10 protein-coding genes, 8 tRNA genes and 3 pseudogenes are annotated in these 14,833 nt (G+C 44.4%); 17 read left to right on the forward strand and 4 right to left on the reverse strand.

Going from position 1 to position 14,833, the window contains the following annotated elements:
* Nucleotides 1–366 precede the first annotated feature (366 nt).
* The 6 genes and pseudogenes from pilG (at nucleotide 367) to WFH18_RS14170 (ending at nucleotide 8,886) form a co-directional block, all read left to right on the forward strand.
* Nucleotides 367–750 carry a twitching motility response regulator PilG gene (pilG, locus tag WFH18_RS14145; RefSeq protein WP_004280711.1) on the forward strand — a complete coding sequence of 128 codons (384 nt, stop codon included), beginning with the start codon at nucleotides 367–369 and terminating at the stop codon, nucleotides 748–750.
* A gap of 25 nt (nucleotides 751–775) precedes the next feature.
* The gene (locus tag WFH18_RS14150) at nucleotides 776–1,144 is read left to right on the forward strand and encodes a response regulator (RefSeq protein ID WP_004731998.1); all 369 of its coding nucleotides are present in this window, start codon (nucleotides 776–778) and stop codon (nucleotides 1,142–1,144) included.
* Nucleotides 1,145–1,149: 5 nt separating this feature from the next.
* Entirely contained in the window at nucleotides 1,150–1,686 is a 537-nt protein-coding gene (locus WFH18_RS14155; RefSeq protein WP_004280709.1) for a chemotaxis protein CheW, read from the forward strand.
* Nucleotides 1,687–1,732: 46 nt separating this feature from the next.
* Nucleotides 1,733–3,805 (forward strand): annotated as a pseudogene (locus WFH18_RS14160) (methyl-accepting chemotaxis protein).
* Nucleotides 3,806–3,972: 167 nt separating this feature from the next.
* The gene (locus tag WFH18_RS14165; RefSeq protein WP_336755095.1) at nucleotides 3,973–8,424 is read left to right on the forward strand and encodes a hybrid sensor histidine kinase/response regulator; all 4,452 of its coding nucleotides are present in this window, start codon (nucleotides 3,973–3,975) and stop codon (nucleotides 8,422–8,424) included.
* Nucleotides 8,425–8,427: 3 nt separating this feature from the next.
* Nucleotides 8,428–8,886 (forward strand): hypothetical protein, encoded by a 459-nt coding sequence (locus WFH18_RS14170; RefSeq protein WP_004731989.1) that lies wholly within the window; start codon nucleotides 8,428–8,430, stop codon nucleotides 8,884–8,886.
* Between the two features lie 65 nt (nucleotides 8,887–8,951).
* On the opposite strand, the gene dapE is transcribed toward WFH18_RS14170, so the two are convergent.
* From dapE to WFH18_RS14185, 3 genes are all read right to left on the reverse strand, one after another.
* Nucleotides 8,952–10,088 (reverse strand): succinyl-diaminopimelate desuccinylase, encoded by a 1,137-nt coding sequence (gene dapE / locus WFH18_RS14175; RefSeq protein WP_004731987.1) that lies wholly within the window; start codon nucleotides 10,086–10,088, stop codon nucleotides 8,952–8,954.
* A gap of 121 nt (nucleotides 10,089–10,209) precedes the next feature.
* Entirely contained in the window at nucleotides 10,210–10,362 is a 153-nt protein-coding gene (locus WFH18_RS14180) for an entericidin A/B family lipoprotein (protein ID WP_004280704.1), read from the reverse strand.
* A 112-nt stretch (nucleotides 10,363–10,474) separates the two neighbouring features.
* Nucleotides 10,475–11,350: a DUF1853 family protein gene (locus WFH18_RS14185; protein WP_004731985.1), complete on the reverse strand. Its 876-nt coding sequence runs from the start codon at nucleotides 11,348–11,350 to the stop codon at nucleotides 10,475–10,477.
* A gap of 87 nt (nucleotides 11,351–11,437) precedes the next feature.
* Between WFH18_RS14185 and WFH18_RS14190 the strand changes: the two are divergent.
* From WFH18_RS14190 to WFH18_RS14240, 11 genes and pseudogenes are all read left to right on the forward strand, one after another.
* Nucleotides 11,438–11,791 (forward strand): annotated as a pseudogene (locus WFH18_RS14190) (YbaN family protein); the annotation flags it as partial.
* A 125-nt stretch (nucleotides 11,792–11,916) separates the two neighbouring features.
* Complete coding sequence (gene elsL / locus WFH18_RS14195) at nucleotides 11,917–12,450, forward strand: cell wall-recycling L,D-carboxypeptidase ElsL (RefSeq protein WP_004731981.1); 534 nt, start codon at nucleotides 11,917–11,919, stop codon at nucleotides 12,448–12,450.
* Between the two features lie 493 nt (nucleotides 12,451–12,943).
* Nucleotides 12,944–13,019: transfer RNA gene (locus WFH18_RS14200), tRNA-Val, on the forward strand.
* Between the two features lie 28 nt (nucleotides 13,020–13,047).
* A tRNA-Asp gene (locus tag WFH18_RS14205) sits at nucleotides 13,048–13,124 on the forward strand.
* 48 nt (nucleotides 13,125–13,172) lie between these two features.
* Nucleotides 13,173–13,249 (forward strand) — tRNA-Asp (locus tag WFH18_RS14210).
* A gap of 21 nt (nucleotides 13,250–13,270) precedes the next feature.
* Nucleotides 13,271–13,346 (forward strand) — tRNA-Val (locus tag WFH18_RS14215).
* A gap of 14 nt (nucleotides 13,347–13,360) precedes the next feature.
* Nucleotides 13,361–13,437: transfer RNA gene (locus tag WFH18_RS14220), tRNA-Asp, on the forward strand.
* Nucleotides 13,438–13,506: 69 nt separating this feature from the next.
* A tRNA-Val gene (locus WFH18_RS14225) sits at nucleotides 13,507–13,582 on the forward strand.
* Between the two features lie 12 nt (nucleotides 13,583–13,594).
* Nucleotides 13,595–13,671, forward strand: a tRNA-Asp gene (locus WFH18_RS14230).
* 105 nt (nucleotides 13,672–13,776) lie between these two features.
* A tRNA-Val gene (locus WFH18_RS14235) sits at nucleotides 13,777–13,852 on the forward strand.
* A gap of 72 nt (nucleotides 13,853–13,924) precedes the next feature.
* Nucleotides 13,925–14,386 carry a DUF2750 domain-containing protein gene (locus WFH18_RS14240; protein WP_004731979.1) on the forward strand — a complete coding sequence of 154 codons (462 nt, stop codon included), beginning with the start codon at nucleotides 13,925–13,927 and terminating at the stop codon, nucleotides 14,384–14,386.
* A gap of 25 nt (nucleotides 14,387–14,411) precedes the next feature.
* On the opposite strand, the pseudogene WFH18_RS14245 reads toward WFH18_RS14240, so the two are convergent.
* Nucleotides 14,412–14,720, reverse strand: a pseudogene (locus WFH18_RS14245) (YdcF family protein); the annotation flags it as partial.
* Between the last annotated feature and the right edge of the window lie 113 nt (nucleotides 14,721–14,833).

A 14,833-nucleotide genomic window follows, 5' to 3' on the forward strand; every position in this document is an offset into this window, starting at 1 on the left:
AATGCAGTACGATCTTCAAAGTTAAGATGATGGTATGACAATTTTATATACTCCATAAACCCTTTAAATTAATTAGGTGGTTTATGTCGCACTTCAAGTTTTACTCTGCCTGTCAACAGACCCTAATAATCTTGTTATATTAGACTTAAATTTATCAATAAAAAACTACCGTTAGTCAAAAAAAAACCAATAACGATAAGAAAATGTGAAGCTGTTATTAAAAATAAATGATTTTGTCTACTTGTGTAGAAAATGTTCATTGATAATACAAGTGACTTTATGTTAAAAATGTTTATCGATCGTAATAAAATAATCCTATGAGGAGTCTTATGGCATATAGTTTCTAAAATGGGAAGGGTTAAACAAATGGACGATAAATTCCAAAATCTAAAAATTATGGTTATTGATGACTCAAAGACCATTCGTCGTACTGCGGAAACTCTTCTTCAACGCGAAGGTTATGAGGTCATTACTGCAGTAGACGGTTTTGAGGCTTTGTCAAAAATTGCCGAAGCAAATCCAGATATCGTTTTTGTAGATATTATGATGCCGCGCCTAGATGGTTACCAAACCTGCGCCTTAATCAAAAACTCTCAGAATTACCAGAATATTCCTGTGATTATGCTATCAAGTAAAGATGGCTTATTTGATCAGGCCAAAGGTCGTGTCGTGGGTTCAGATGAATACCTGACCAAACCTTTTAGTAAAGATGAATTGCTCAATGCAATCCGTAACCATATTAGTGCTTAATATTTGATTTTTTTGGGGAATTGGCATGGCACGTATCCTAATTGTGGATGACTCACCGACAGAAACTTTTCGCTTTAGAGAGATTCTTTCTAAACATGGCTTTGAGGTGATTGAAGCAGCCAATGGCGCAGATGGCGTCACCATGGCACAGGCAGAATTGCCGGACCTAGTTCTGATGGATGTGGTTATGCCGGGTGTGAATGGTTTTCAGGCAACCCGTCAGATTGCACGTGGTGCAACGACCAAACATATTCCAATCGTGATTGTCAGTACCAAGGATCAGGCCACTGACCGTGTATGGGGCAAGCGTCAAGGCGCAGCGGATTATCTAATAAAACCAGTCGATGAAAAACAATTAATAGATGTAATTAAGCAGCACCTCAATGCAGGATAAGCTCTATGGCAGCAAATGGATTTATCGAATTGCTTCGCATTGCGAAACGGGGGAATAAAAACTACGTTTCCAATGGCAATGAAGTTAACCGATGGTCGGGCATTGCTTTTGAGATGATGGGGCAATATTTTGTTGCCCCGCTGGGGGAGGTATCAGAAGTGATTTATCCCCCAGAATATACGCCGGTACCCAAGACACAAGCATGGGTGTTGGGTCTGGCGAATATCCGGGGAAGACTGTTATCGGTTTCTGATCTGACGCAGTATGTATCAGGGCAGAGCAGTCAATTTTCACCGACTCAAAAAGTATTATGCATCAACCATAATGACCAGTATGTGGGTTTGGTCGTAGATCAAGTTTTGGGTATACAACATTTCAATAAGAAAAGTTTCTTTTCGAAGAAATCTGAATTGGATAAAAACTTACAAGAATATTGTCAGGGGTTTTTCCATCAGCACAACCAGCAGTGGCATGTGTTTTTATTCAGTCGTCTGTTGCAAAATCCAAAATTTATGAACGCATCTATAAAATTTATAAATTAAATGTCGCGCTCGAAAGTAAGCAAGGCGTCAACCGGGGAGAGGCTGCATGGGCTTTAAACTTAAAAAGAAAAATACAGGTGAGAGCACTGGCCGCAAAGGCGGTAATGCTTTTTTAGCTAAGATTCAAACGCAAGTAGATCAGTTATCACGTGTATTTGGTGATAGTGAAAAATCAAAACCGCTGATCTATGGAGCAGCAGGCTGTCTTTTAGCCGCACTGATCACTTTATTGTATCTTTTTTATAGTGTTCCACGTACCAACGAACTCACTTAAAGTCTGGGTGATTTGCGTCTCCTCTCGCAAACGATTTCGCGCCAAGCGACTGAAGCGACAGCTTCGGGTACGCCTGAGGTCATGAAGAACCTCACTGACTCGCAAAAAGCTTTTGCTGAAAATCTTGAGACAGTTAAAAGTATTCACTCTAACAATGATGCGTTGCAAGCTGTTGATAAACAGTGGACAGAAGTGTCGAGCAGTATTGATCTGATTACCTCGCAACAAAAGATTATTAACCAGTTATACGACACCAACATCGCGATTGGTGAAGCGATTCCGGGGATTCAGGCGGAATATAACTTGATGGTCGACCAGATGGCACGTCAAGATATGCCATCGAACCAGGTGGTTATTGCCAAAAACCAGGTATTCATTGCAGAACGTATCTTACGTTCAATCAGTTTGGTACTGACAGGTAATGATGGTTCACGTGAATCTGCGGATGACTTCAGTGCCGATACCGAAACTTTTGGTTCTTATCTGAATGCACAGTTAAATGGTTCTGCTGAACTGGGTGTACAGCGTATTGCTGATCCAACCCTGCGTGAATCTCTGGAAGGCATCAAGGCTGAATATGATGACGTACTGGAATCTGCATCAGCGATTATTCTGAAAAACTCTACACAGATCGTAAAAGTTCGTCAGGCAGCCGCATCTATTTTTTCTCAATCTGATGTGCTTTTGGACAACCTGAATAAATTATCGGGTAACTCAGGTCTTAAAACGGTTGTTCCGGCAGTCCTTCTGATCGCATTATTAGTCGGTTTCTTGCTGTGTGTATTCAAGTTGCTTTCTCTGCGTGGCTTGTCGGACAAGCAGCGTGTAGGCCGTTTACAAGAAGAGTATGACCGTAACCAGAATGCGATTTTGCGCTTACTGGATGAGATTGCCGATCTTGCAGATGGTGACTTGCGTTCATATGCAACAGTATCTGAAGACTTTACTGGTGCGATTGCCGACTCGATTAACTTTGCGATCGATCAGTTACGTGACCTGGTATCGCGTATTACTGAAACTTCACAAGAAGTTGCGCAATACACCGCGACTACACAAAGCATTACCAACCAGTTAGCTGAAGCATCTGAGCATCAGGCACAAGAAATTGCCGGTGCTTCTGCAGCGATTAACGAAATGGCACTGTCGATTGACCAGGTATCTGCCAACGCCGATGAATCAGCAGTGGTAGCAGAGCGTTCAGTACAAATTGCTGCAAACGGTGCAGATGTTGTACATCGCTCAATTGAGGGTATGGACACGATTCGTGAACAGATTCAGGAAACTTCAAAACGTATTAAACGTTTGGGTGAATCTTCTCAGGAAATTGGTAACATCGTAGCCTTGATTAACGATATTGCCGACCAGACGAACATTCTGGCATTAAACGCAGCGATTCAGGCGTCGATGGCCGGTGAAGCAGGTCGTGGTTTCGCGGTCGTAGCCGATGAAGTACAGCGTCTTGCGGAACGTTCAGCTTCTGCAACTAAGCAGATTGAAGGCCTGGTAAAAACCATTCAAACGGATACCAACGAAGCCGTTATTTCGATGGAACAAACTACATCGGAAGTTGTACGTGGTGCGAACTTGTCTAAAGATGCCGGTGTAGCACTAGATGAGATTCAAACGGTATCGAACAACCTGGCGAAACTGATTGCGAACATTTCTGATGCTGCGAAACTACAGTCAGCATCTGCAGGTCATATTGCAACCACGATGAATGTCGTACAGGAAATTACTTCGCAAACTACCAGTGCAACCTTCGATACAGCACGTTCGGTATCTGAACTGGCAAACATGGCCGATGCATTACGTGAATCTGTATCTGACTTTAAACTACCAGAATAAAGTCAGACATGATGGGGAAATGTGTCTTGACCGCGGTTGAGACACATTCAGAAAATACAGATAAAGCCTCGACAAGATGTACTTAACTTCATACGTTAGGTATCGCGTGACGGTCACAATTAAGTTTGAGCGCCCTTCTTGGCGGCATAACGTAAGAAGCATGAGCTATGAAAGAAATATTAAAAAATTTAGTTGAAACGACAACGCTTCCTGAAGATAGTTATCTTGACCAAGATGCAGAAATTCTTGAAATTTTTGTTGAGGAAATCGAAGAGATCTTCGTTGAGTTAAATGCTTTATTTCCAGAATGGTTGAGCAATCCAGATCATCAAGAAAATCTGAAGACCATTCGCCGCCATTTTCATACCCTGAAAGGTTCAGGCCGCATGGTCGGGGCAAAATCGGCAGGGGAAATGGCCTGGGCGGTTGAAGATACCCTAAACCGGGTTTTGTCCGGTTCGATTCAGCTAACACCGACGGTACAGAAATTTGCCCAAGCGGTACTGAATGTCTATCAATATGCTTTATATCCAAAATTCAAACATGTACAGCAATTGGATCTCGATCTGCGTCCAATGGTGCTGTTGGGACAACAATTACAACAACAAATTTCGCCTGAACCTGCATTGGAAGAATTACTGGCATTGGCAGATCATTTGACCGCTGAAGGTCAGATGACAGGTCTTGAGCTTGCAGACAATGAGCCAAGTGAAGTTGAGCTAACAATAGCGCCAGTAGAAGTACCGGTTCGCAGTGATATCGAAGAAACTGTGGCGATCTTTATTGAAGAAGCAGAAGAGCATCTGGATACGATTGCTACCTTCCTTCGCACTGAAGATGAAAAATCACAAGATTATAATGCGCTGATTCGTGCGATTCATACTTTGCGCGGCAGTTCATCGATGGCGCAGATTGAGCAGATTTTTGAAGCCAGTTCCAAGGTGGAACATCTGTTCAAAACTTTGCTACAGGATGAAATTGCTTCTACTTCAAAAGAAACTGCTTTGCTGATTCAGTATGCGGAGTTCGTGAGTGACTATCTGCACCTGCTACGTCAGGGCAATACTGCAAAACTGGATGCGGTATACGCCACCTTTGAGCGTGTCTGGCATGATTATGGCTTTGCAGTTACTGAAACCAATAGCATTCAGACGCAAGGCTTGGTGTCCAAACTGGTTGAGCTGGATATTGATCTGTTATTGGATGCCGAGTTTGAATTTGATAAACGCGCCCAAGTCGATTATCCGGAATATATTCAGGCACTCAGCCAGCAGGCTGCAGAATTGCTAGCACATACAGAAAGCCGGGCAGCGCAGGGAATTCATGAATTCACTGCCGATCTGAAATCGGCTTATGATGCGCTGCTTGAAAAGCCAGTACTGCTAAATAGCGATTATGCCTATGAATTGTTCGCACAGGCGCACCAGGAATTTATTCATTTATTTGATACCTTGGCCGCAGGACAGCGCGTCATTCTGAATGATGAGATTCAAAAAATACTCAGTGAACTGTCTGCATTTGTGCAGCAGGATCTCGAGATATTTGCTGAAGATACTAGCAATCAGAATGTTGAGCTAAGCTCAGAGAGCACACAGGTGGCTGAAACTGTCGCGACTGGTAGTGTGGATTTTGCTGGCTTGAGCCAACGTATCGCTGCGGATCGTCAACAGCAGCAAAGTACTGAAACCAACCGTGATTTTGATGAAGAATTATTAAGTATCTTCCTGGAAGAAGCGGATGAATTGCTGGCAGGGATTGATGAAGATCTGAATACCTGGAGTAAAAAACAGGACGATACAACCTCACTGAACAATCTGATGCGTCATTTGCATACCTTAAAAGGTGGTGCAAACATGATTGCAGCTTTGCATATCGGTTTGATTGCACATGAACTGGAAAGTATTTATGAGCGGGTGATCCGTCAGCAAATTGCCGTGACACCTGCTTTAATCCAGATTATTCGTCTGGTTCAGGATAACGTTTCCGATCGTATTCAATCCATTCGAGAAGACGGTATTGATTATCCTGCACCAGAAGCGATTGCGATTCTGCAAAATATTCAGGTGCTGGTGTCTGGACAAGCTGTTGCTGCTGCGGAGAGCGCGAATACTGTAGTTGAAGTTGCAGAGGTCCAAGCGACATCAATTTCTGAGCCGCAACTTGAAGAGTCAGCAACGACTGAACATCCTGCAACTGATCTGGCAGAAGCTGAAGAATTACTGGAAATCTTGGAATCTCCTGAGGCTACTGAAGACATACCAGTAGAACGTTCTGAAGAAGACGAACTGAAATCGATTGTTGAAGAATCTTTCTTGGAAGAATCCGAAGAGATTCTGGCGAATGCCGAGAAGCTCCTCAATCAATGGTTTGATCAGCGTAGTGACCGTAGTTTATTGCTGCAATTACAGCGTGCTGCCCATAGTATCAAGGGTGGCGCACGTATGATTGATGTTGAAGAAGTGGCCAGTATTGCCTATGAGCTGGAAACGACTTTCGAACAGTTTGCGGTCTACCAATTTAACTCGAATGCTTATGATGGCTTATTGCAGAAAACGCTGGTTTGGTTAAGACAGGCGATTTTCCAGCATGACTATAACGGTTTTGATCAGCTGTACAGCAGTCTGAAAAAGATTGCTTATGTGGACGTTACTGCGCAATTGCCTGAGCGTCTGGCGAAAACAGATAATCTGGTGGTCAGCACCGACTTCGGCTTTGTTGAAGGTGATGGTACTGAACCGCCACAGATGATGGGTGAGTGGGCGAATAGCGGCACCAGCGATAGCAATAACGAGATGATCCGTATCTCTGCTGATCTGGTCGAGAAGATGATTGACCTGTCCGGTGAGAACTCGATTAACCGTTCGCGTATCGAGATGGACCTAGGGCAGCTTGGCAATACCTTGAACGAGATGGAATTGGCGATCAAGCGTCTTGCTGATCAGTTACGTCGAATGGAAGGCGAGCTGGAATCACAGATTATTGCCAAACATGGTTCAGAGAACTCGCGCTATGCCGACTTTGACCCGCTGGAAATGGACCAATATTCCTCTCTAAACCAGCTGTCCAAATCACTGGCAGAATCTGCATCAGATTTGGTCGACTTCAAGAGTACCTTAGCCGACAAGATTCGCGAAACCGAAGGACTGTTATTGCAACAATCCCGTATTCAGGCCGAGATTCAGGAAAGCCTGATGCGTACCCGTCTGGTCCCATTTGACCGGATGTTGCCGCGTTTACAGCGTATTGTGCGTCAAACCTCGACCACCTTGAACCGTCCTGCAGAACTGATCGTACAGAATACCGAAGGTGAACTGGATCGTAACATTCTCGAGCGTCTGGTCACACCATTTGAGCATATGCTGCGTAACGCGATTGACCATGGTCTGGAAGATACTGCAGATCGTATCGCACTGAACAAGCCGGAAATGGGTTCGATTGTCTTGAACATCAGTCGTCAGGGAACCGATGTAATCGTGTCCTTTAGTGATGATGGTAAGGGGATCGATGCGGAGAAGATTCGTGAAAAAGCGATGAGTCTGGATCTGATCAAAGCGGATCAAGTTATTGATCAGGAAGAAATCCTGCAATTTATCTTCCATCCTGGTTTCAGTACCGCGAAAGCAGTGACCCAGATTTCTGGTCGTGGTGTCGGTCTGGACGTGGTGCAAAGTGAAATCAAATCTCTTGGCGGCCATGTGTCAGTAAGCTCGGAACTAGGCAAGGGCACCATCTTTACGATTCGCGTACCGACGACCGTGGCGGTCAGCGATGCCTTGATGGTGAAAGTGGGCGATCAGCAATATGCGATTTCACTGGCGCAGATTGACCGAATTGTACGTATTGCGCCGACTATATTGGAAAGCTATTTCAACAGTAAAGATGACTATTTCAAGATCGATGGCGCAAACTATAAGCTGCGTTATCTGTCTGAGTTTGTTGGCAACCAGCCAATTCCACGTCTGAATAATGTTGGGCATTCATTGCCGGTGCTGTTGATCAAAGGAAATAGTGGTCAGACCATTGCCTTACTGGTCGATCAGCTGGTCGGTTCTCGAGCGCAGATTGTGGTGAAACCGATTGGACAGCAGTTTGCCAATGTCAGAGTGGTGGCCGGTGCTACGATTTTGGGTGATGGTCAGGTCTGTCTGATTCTCGATGGACAGAATGTTGCCCGTCAGATTCAGGCGACACAGCGTGTCAAACAGCTCAATGATCAGCGTGATGGTTCGCGTAATGCAAATGCACGTCGTCTGGTAATGATTGTCGATGACTCGGTAACTGTACGTAAAGTGACGTCGCGTCTGCTTGAACGTCAAGGCTATGATATTGTGACTGCCAAAGATGGTGTGGATGCGATCGAGCAGCTTGAAAACGTCAGACCGGATCTGATGTTGCTGGATATCGAAATGCCGCACATGGACGGTTTCGAAGTGACCAATCTGGTTCGTCACCATGATATTCACCGTGACTTGCCGATTATCATGATTACCTCACGTACCGGTGAGAAGCATCGTGAACGTGCATTCAGCTTGGGCGTAACGCACTATATGGGTAAACCGTTCCAGGAAGCGGAGCTGCTGGCCAATATCCAGCAACTGATTGCTGAAAAACAGGGGTAATATATGAGTCAGACCAATTCGAACAACAAAATGGCTGATCAGATTAGCCAGCAGGAACTTCAGCATCTGATTACGGTATCGACCGGATTTATTGATGCCTATATTATTGACTGTCATGGCAAAGATCCGATGCTATTGCCACAAAATATTGTCCTGTCAGCACTGGATAGCAATACGCAGGTTAAGACAGTGGAGTGGCATGAAGCACAATTGCCAGTTTATGCAGTGAATGATCCTTTACGTCAAAATGGAGTGGCACTGGTGATTGAGGGTGATGAAATCACTCAGCGCTTTGCCTTGATGTGCAATGAAATGCCGAAAACCATCCGGATTCGTATTTCCGAAGTGGTCGATGTCGATCAGCCCGTGAATGATCCTGCCATCTTTCAATATGTGCGTATGAACGAACAGCTTTTCCATATTCCGAATATGACGAATATTCAGGCTTCAATCGGACTGTAATCCAAACTATAAAATATAAAAAAGGAACTCCATGGAGTTCCTTTTTTATTGCGTTATGAATTTACTTAGTTGGCGAGTAAATTCACGAGAATCTGCTCATAGATTTCAGCCAATGGCTCTAAGTCTGCAATATCGACATGTTCATTGATCTGATGAATCGTGGCATTCAATACGCCAAGTTCCAGTACCTGTGCGCCGGTAGGGGCAATAAAGCGGCCATCTGAGGTACCGCCCGAAGTCGATAGTTCAGTTTCAGTCCCCGTCACATTCAGAATGGCGGTTTTAGCTGCATTTACTAGTTCACCAACTGGCGTCAGGAAAGGCAGGCCAGATAAAGTCCAAGAAATGTCATAGTCCACACCATGACGATCCAGAATTTCTAAAGTACGTGCTTTGAGTTCTTCGGCGGTCACTTCAGTTGAATAACGCCAGTTGCACAATAGGTTCATGGTGCCGGGAACAACATTGGTTGCGCCTGTACCCGCATTGATATTGGAAATCTGGAAGGTCGTCGCCGGGAAATATTCGTTGCCATGATCCCAGACTGTGTCGCACAGTTCAGCAATGGCTTTAGAAGCGGTATGAATCGGATTCACGGCCAGATGCGGATAAGCCACATGACCCTGTTTGCCTTTGACTGTAAGGTTGGCATTTAATGAACCACGACGGCCATTTTTGACTATATCGCCCAGTTTATTAGTACTTGACGGTTCACCGACCAGACACCAGGTAATTTTCTCATTACGCGCTTCCAGTGTTTCAATCACTTTCACCGTGCCGTTAATCGATGGACCTTCTTCATCTGAAGTAATCAGGTAGGCAATCGAACCTTTGTGATTCGGATATTTTTCAACAAAACGTTCTGTTGCAACTACCATGGCTGCCAAAGCCGTCTTCATGTCGGCACTGCCACGACCATAAAGTTTGCCTTCACGGATTTCTGGTAAAAAAGGATCTGAGTTCCAGGCATCCAGATTCCCTGTTGGCACGACATCGGTATGGCCAGCGAAACAGAAGACCGGACCTTCTGTGCCTTTGCGTGCCCAGATATTATCTACATCTTCAAAGCGCATGGATTCAATATTGAAACCAATCTTCTTTAAACGTTCAGCCATGATGTTCTGGCAGTCATGATCAATCGGTGTGACAGAAGGCTGACGTAATAGTTGCAGGCTTAAATCGAGGGTAGCGGAAGAGCTCATACGGTATTCAACAGTCGATAATTTTTTCGGTTCTATAATAGGCGAATATAGGCTTGAATGTGAACGACTGATATAAAAAAACCCTATCTGGGATAGGGTTCTGTGAGCGTTTAGGAAAAAACTAGTTTTGACGGATTTCGTCAGAGGTTTTTTCAGCAGTATTGGTTACCGCATCGCCAGCCTTAGACACATCTTTGCCCATGCCTTTTACGGTGTTACAGCCAGTCAATACAAAAGCCATCATTAATGAAGCAGCAAGAATTTTTTTCATCATCATCTCCGTATAATCAATAATAAAATTATTATGATGTGGGACTTAGAGTAGAAAATATACGCTCTAAAAAATATGTGGTTTTCATAGTGCTTCGGTTAATAAATGTAATGCTTTATAGGGGCTTATGCGATGGATGCTGGATCAGCACCGGATTGCGATACATATAAAAGTCATCACTATCGAGTTTTTTATAAAGTCCATCCGTCCACCAGATCGCAGCTGAACTGCTCGGCCGGGCTTGCGGATAAATCCATTCATGTCGTTGCAGACGATAGAAACCGTGCTGTGCAGCAGGAATATGCTGTCCCCATAAGCCCAGACGACGCTCGGTATTGATCCATGAGGGAATTGGCTGATCGGCATGATGTGTAGGCAAATACAGCTGTCCCTTGAGGACGCAAAACCGTCTTTGAATGGGATGCTGCAAAGCCTCATCAAACTGGAATTGTTTTTGTGTGAAATATTTCATTTTTCTGATTAAAGTATCGGTGCGGTTTAGGCCATACCAATGCGGCAGGCTAAAATCTGCTTCGGCCAGATAATATTTCAATGCCACTTCCCAATGTTCAATCTGTCCTGTATCAGTATTTAATAACAGAAAATCTAGCTCCCCCAGGGTTTTGGCGCCTTCAATCTTTTGCAGACTATGAGCAAGCAGCTGATACGGATGATAGGCATCATCGAGTAACCAGAACCAGATCAGCATTTCAAAGCGCAGCCCTAAACGCGTACTTTTCAGTTGCTGCACAAATTCGATTAATTCTTCTGGATGCTGATCAAGAAACTCTAAACGTGGATGGTAACGGTTGAGATAGTGCTGCCAGGCCTGGCTTTCATGCAGTTCAAAGTAATATATAAGCTCAAGTTCATCTGGAATATGGAACAGGATATTCGGACTGCCGACAGCAAACGCCAGTTGCCGCACCAGAGGATGTTGATAACGTTGCCATGCTTCTACAAGATTTTGGTTTAAATTGGAAAAGGGCATAGTACAACCTGTGAAAAGTGCAGAAATACAACGGACAGTATCGGAAAACGCTTTATACTACCTGAATTCTGCGGCTAGGGTTGATGTATGAAAGTGTTGTTTTGGCGAAGTCTGGTGGTGCTGTTTGTGATCCTGGGCTTTATCGGTGCAATCCTGCCGGGTATGCCAACAACGGTCTTTTTGATTCTGGCGGCCTGGGCGGCATCCAAAGGCTGGCCACAAATGGATGACTGGTTATTGAATCATCCCAAATATGGTCCGACCTTAAGAGATTGGCGTGCCCACGGTACTGTACCGCGTAAGGCCAAATGGCTGGCCAGTATCATGATGCTGATCAGCGGGATCATCATGCTGTTTACTACTGCACCCTTGGCCGTAAAAGCCTTTACCAATATTACGATGCTGATCGTCGCGATCTGGTTATGGCGACGCCCTGAACCGAATCAGATCCTTATTCAGCAAAATACAGTTGACCCAGAAAAGACAGATCTACCAACAGCGCCATCTGAAGATAATCAGTTAAACCCTATAAAGCCAAATAAAATAGAGTCTGAGAATAACAAGTCATGAATACCTTGCATCTGGATCAAGCCGATATCCTGATTGATCTTGCCCAACAAAAACTGTATCTGCCCCGTCTAAACAAGCAATATCTGATTTCCAGTGGCAAAAATGGCATTGGTGAAACTGAAAATAGTGGCAAGACTCCTCGTGGCTGGCACAAGATTGCTGAAAAGTTTGGTCAGAATGCTCCCTTAAATAGTGTATTTGTCGCACGTCAGGCGACGGGTGAAATTTATAATCCCCAATTGGCGGCAGAATTCCCGCAGCGGGACTGGATCCTGACGCGCATTTTATGGCTGAGTGGCCTTGAAGCGGGTTTTAATCAAGGCGAGGGCTGCGATACCTATCAGCGTTATATCTATATTCATGGCACCCCAGAAACCGAAAAGATGGGAGAGCCGCTGTCGCACGGCTGTATCCGTATGCGTAATCCGGAGGTCGCTGAATTATTTGACCTGATCAGTGAAGATGCACTGGTCTATATTTCAGAACAGGCATTAGATCTGGGCAGGCTGAATGTTTCGAAAAGCGAATAAAAGTTAGATTTTAAGATTATGTGAAAATGGTTTTGTTTTTATGGACTGAATCTGCTTGGTGGAGACAGCAGAAAAGATTGATTAATCTGATCCAGATGGTATTTTTATCGCATGGAATGGGTTAAATGATTATTTGAAGTTTAGATTTACTGGCATTTTCTGAATAAAAATAAATGACAGTTGAAAGATTACATGAACACAACGTCGAGTATTTTAAAGCTTTGTATAATCCTTAATCAGAATTGGAATATGTCGTGTGGTTAGACTGAAACTTCGCAGGGTAAAACACAAAATTTCGCTTCAATTTTCATTTTGAAAATTAAAAAATTTCGGTAGAGACTTAAAAAATAAACAAAAAGTGTTGTTTTTTTTAACAAACAACCTATTTTTTAATCACTCACACCTAAAAAGTGGAAAACATTCCGAAAAGCGTTTGACAGGCTGTGCAGATTCTCTATAATGCACCCATCAAACGATGATAGACGTTTAGAAAGGGCGCTTAGCTCAGTTGGTAGAGCGTCTGCCTTACAAGCAGAATGTCGGCGGTTCGATCCCGTCAGCGCCCACCAAGCTCTTTCATGTTGAGACCTTATAGTTGCAGCGGTAGTTCAGTTGGTTAGAATACCGGCCTGTCACGCCGGGGGTCGCGGGTTCGAGCCCCGTCCGCTGCGCCACTTTAAGATCTTGATTTTCGTTTGCCACAATAGCGACATTGTGTAAATGCAGCGGTAGTTCAGTTGGTTAGAATATCGGCCTGTCACGCCGAGGGTCGCGGGTTCGAGCCCCGTCCGCTGCGCCATTTATACGATAGACCTTTTGAGGGCGCTTAGCTCAGTTGGTAGAGCGTCTGCCTTACAAGCAGAATGTCGGCGGTTCGATCCCGTCAGCGCCCACCAGATTCTTTTGCGATGCAGCGGTAGTTCAGTTGGTTAGAATACCGGCCTGTCACGCCGGGGGTCGCGGGTTCGAGCCCCGTCCGCTGCGCCATTTCAAAAGAAATTAAATTGAGGTCCCTGAGCCTGAATTTAATAAACTAAAGATTGACACTCTTTATCAGGGCGCTTAGCTCAGTTGGTAGAGCGTCTGCCTTACAAGCAGAATGTCGGCGGTTCGATCCCGTCAGCGCCCACCAGATTCTTACGATGCAGCGGTAGTTCAGTTGGTTAGAATACCGGCCTGTCACGCCGGGGGTCGCGGGTTCGAGCCCCGTCCGCTGCGCCATCTTAAGATGAAAAGCTTGGATTCCTGAGATCTGAGTTTTCAAGATACCAAGACTACATTCCTTGTTGGTCTTGCGTCATTTAAAACAACGTTGTTGTTTTCTCAGGGCGCTTAGCTCAGTTGGTAGAGCGTCTGCCTTACAAGCAGAATGTCGGCGGTTCGATCCCGTCAGCGCCCACCATATCTTCTTGCTTCAACTCTATTTATTCCTTAGAATCTGATTGTATTATAATAATATTAAGATTTCACGACCATGAGAAATCCCTATCAGCGCAAAGCCGCGACCAAATCCCAAAAAACTGCTTTCGATCCTCAACAGCTTTATAAGCAATATAGTGAAGCCATTGTTGCTAATGCTGGCATTTTTGCACTCTATCAGGATGGGTGGGCCTTATGTGCCACGCCGACCGGACAACGCGCATTTGCCTGTTGGCAAAGTAAAGGTCTGGCTCGACTGTTGATTAAAGACAATTGGGAAAATTACGAGATTCAGGAAATTGGTCTCAAGGATTTTGTAGAGAAAGTCATTCCCTTTTTATGTCAGGAAAGTACCATTGTTTCGCTTGACCTGACCCCGGAAGGGCAGAATATTCTGGTGGCACCGGAAAAATTATTACTTGATATTAAAAATTATCTGTATCAGATCTATGTACAAAAGCCGGAACTGTTTAAAAATCCGGATATGCCTTTGCCTAGGCAGATCCGTTTAAATTAAATTTATTGTTTTTAAAACAGCTTGTTTATTGGAACAATGAATATTCATTCAGTAGCCAGCCACTTATCAAAGCAAAATATTCGCGTAACCAGGAATTATAGCGAACATTCTGGGGTGTGCTGGCACTCAGGCTGATGACTTGTTGATAACCCTGATGTCTGGCAATGGCACGGGCACGAGGGCTATGAAAATCGCTAGTGACAATCGCAATGGGCTCATTTCGATCAATATGTTGCTGTTTTAGGATTGCCTGAGAATATTGCAGGTTCTGTTGGGTACTTCTGCTTTGATCTTCTAAGCTAATGGGGTTTTTGAGCTGCGGATAGTTCGTGTAGAGGTGGTGTTTCAAAAAGTATGCTGAAAAAAAGCAGGTTGGATTTTGATAAAATAGAGAAATGCGAATAACTCTAGAAATCAAGTGTCCAGCCTGCCTAAGTGACAGTATAA

Origin of the sequence: Acinetobacter sp. USHLN143 (assembly GCF_037145695.1) — a bacterium.
GTDB classification, from domain to species: domain Bacteria; phylum Pseudomonadota; class Gammaproteobacteria; order Pseudomonadales; family Moraxellaceae; genus Acinetobacter; species Acinetobacter fasciculus.

Bases quoted from the DNA above. Each gene is read 5' to 3' on its own strand.
- pilG (WP_004280711.1), top strand. From the start codon at position 367: ATGGACGATAAATTCCAAAATCTAAAAATTATGGTTATTGATGACTCA.
- WFH18_RS14150 (WP_004731998.1), top strand. From the start codon at position 776: ATGGCACGTATCCTAATTGTGGATGACTCACCGACAGAAACTTTTCGC.
- WFH18_RS14155 (WP_004280709.1), top strand. From the start codon at position 1,150: ATGGCAGCAAATGGATTTATCGAATTGCTTCGCATTGCGAAACGGGGG.
- WFH18_RS14165 (WP_336755095.1), top strand. From the start codon at position 3,973: ATGAAAGAAATATTAAAAAATTTAGTTGAAACGACAACGCTTCCTGAA.
- WFH18_RS14170 (WP_004731989.1), top strand. From the start codon at position 8,428: ATGAGTCAGACCAATTCGAACAACAAAATGGCTGATCAGATTAGCCAG.
- dapE (WP_004731987.1), bottom strand. From the start codon at position 10,088: ATGAGCTCTTCCGCTACCCTCGATTTAAGCCTGCAACTATTACGTCAG.
- WFH18_RS14180 (WP_004280704.1), bottom strand. From the start codon at position 10,362: ATGATGAAAAAAATTCTTGCTGCTTCATTAATGATGGCTTTTGTATTG.
- WFH18_RS14185 (WP_004731985.1), bottom strand. From the start codon at position 11,350: ATGCCCTTTTCCAATTTAAACCAAAATCTTGTAGAAGCATGGCAACGT.
- elsL (WP_004731981.1), top strand. From the start codon at position 11,917: ATGAATACCTTGCATCTGGATCAAGCCGATATCCTGATTGATCTTGCC.
- WFH18_RS14240 (WP_004731979.1), top strand. From the start codon at position 13,925: ATGAGAAATCCCTATCAGCGCAAAGCCGCGACCAAATCCCAAAAAACT.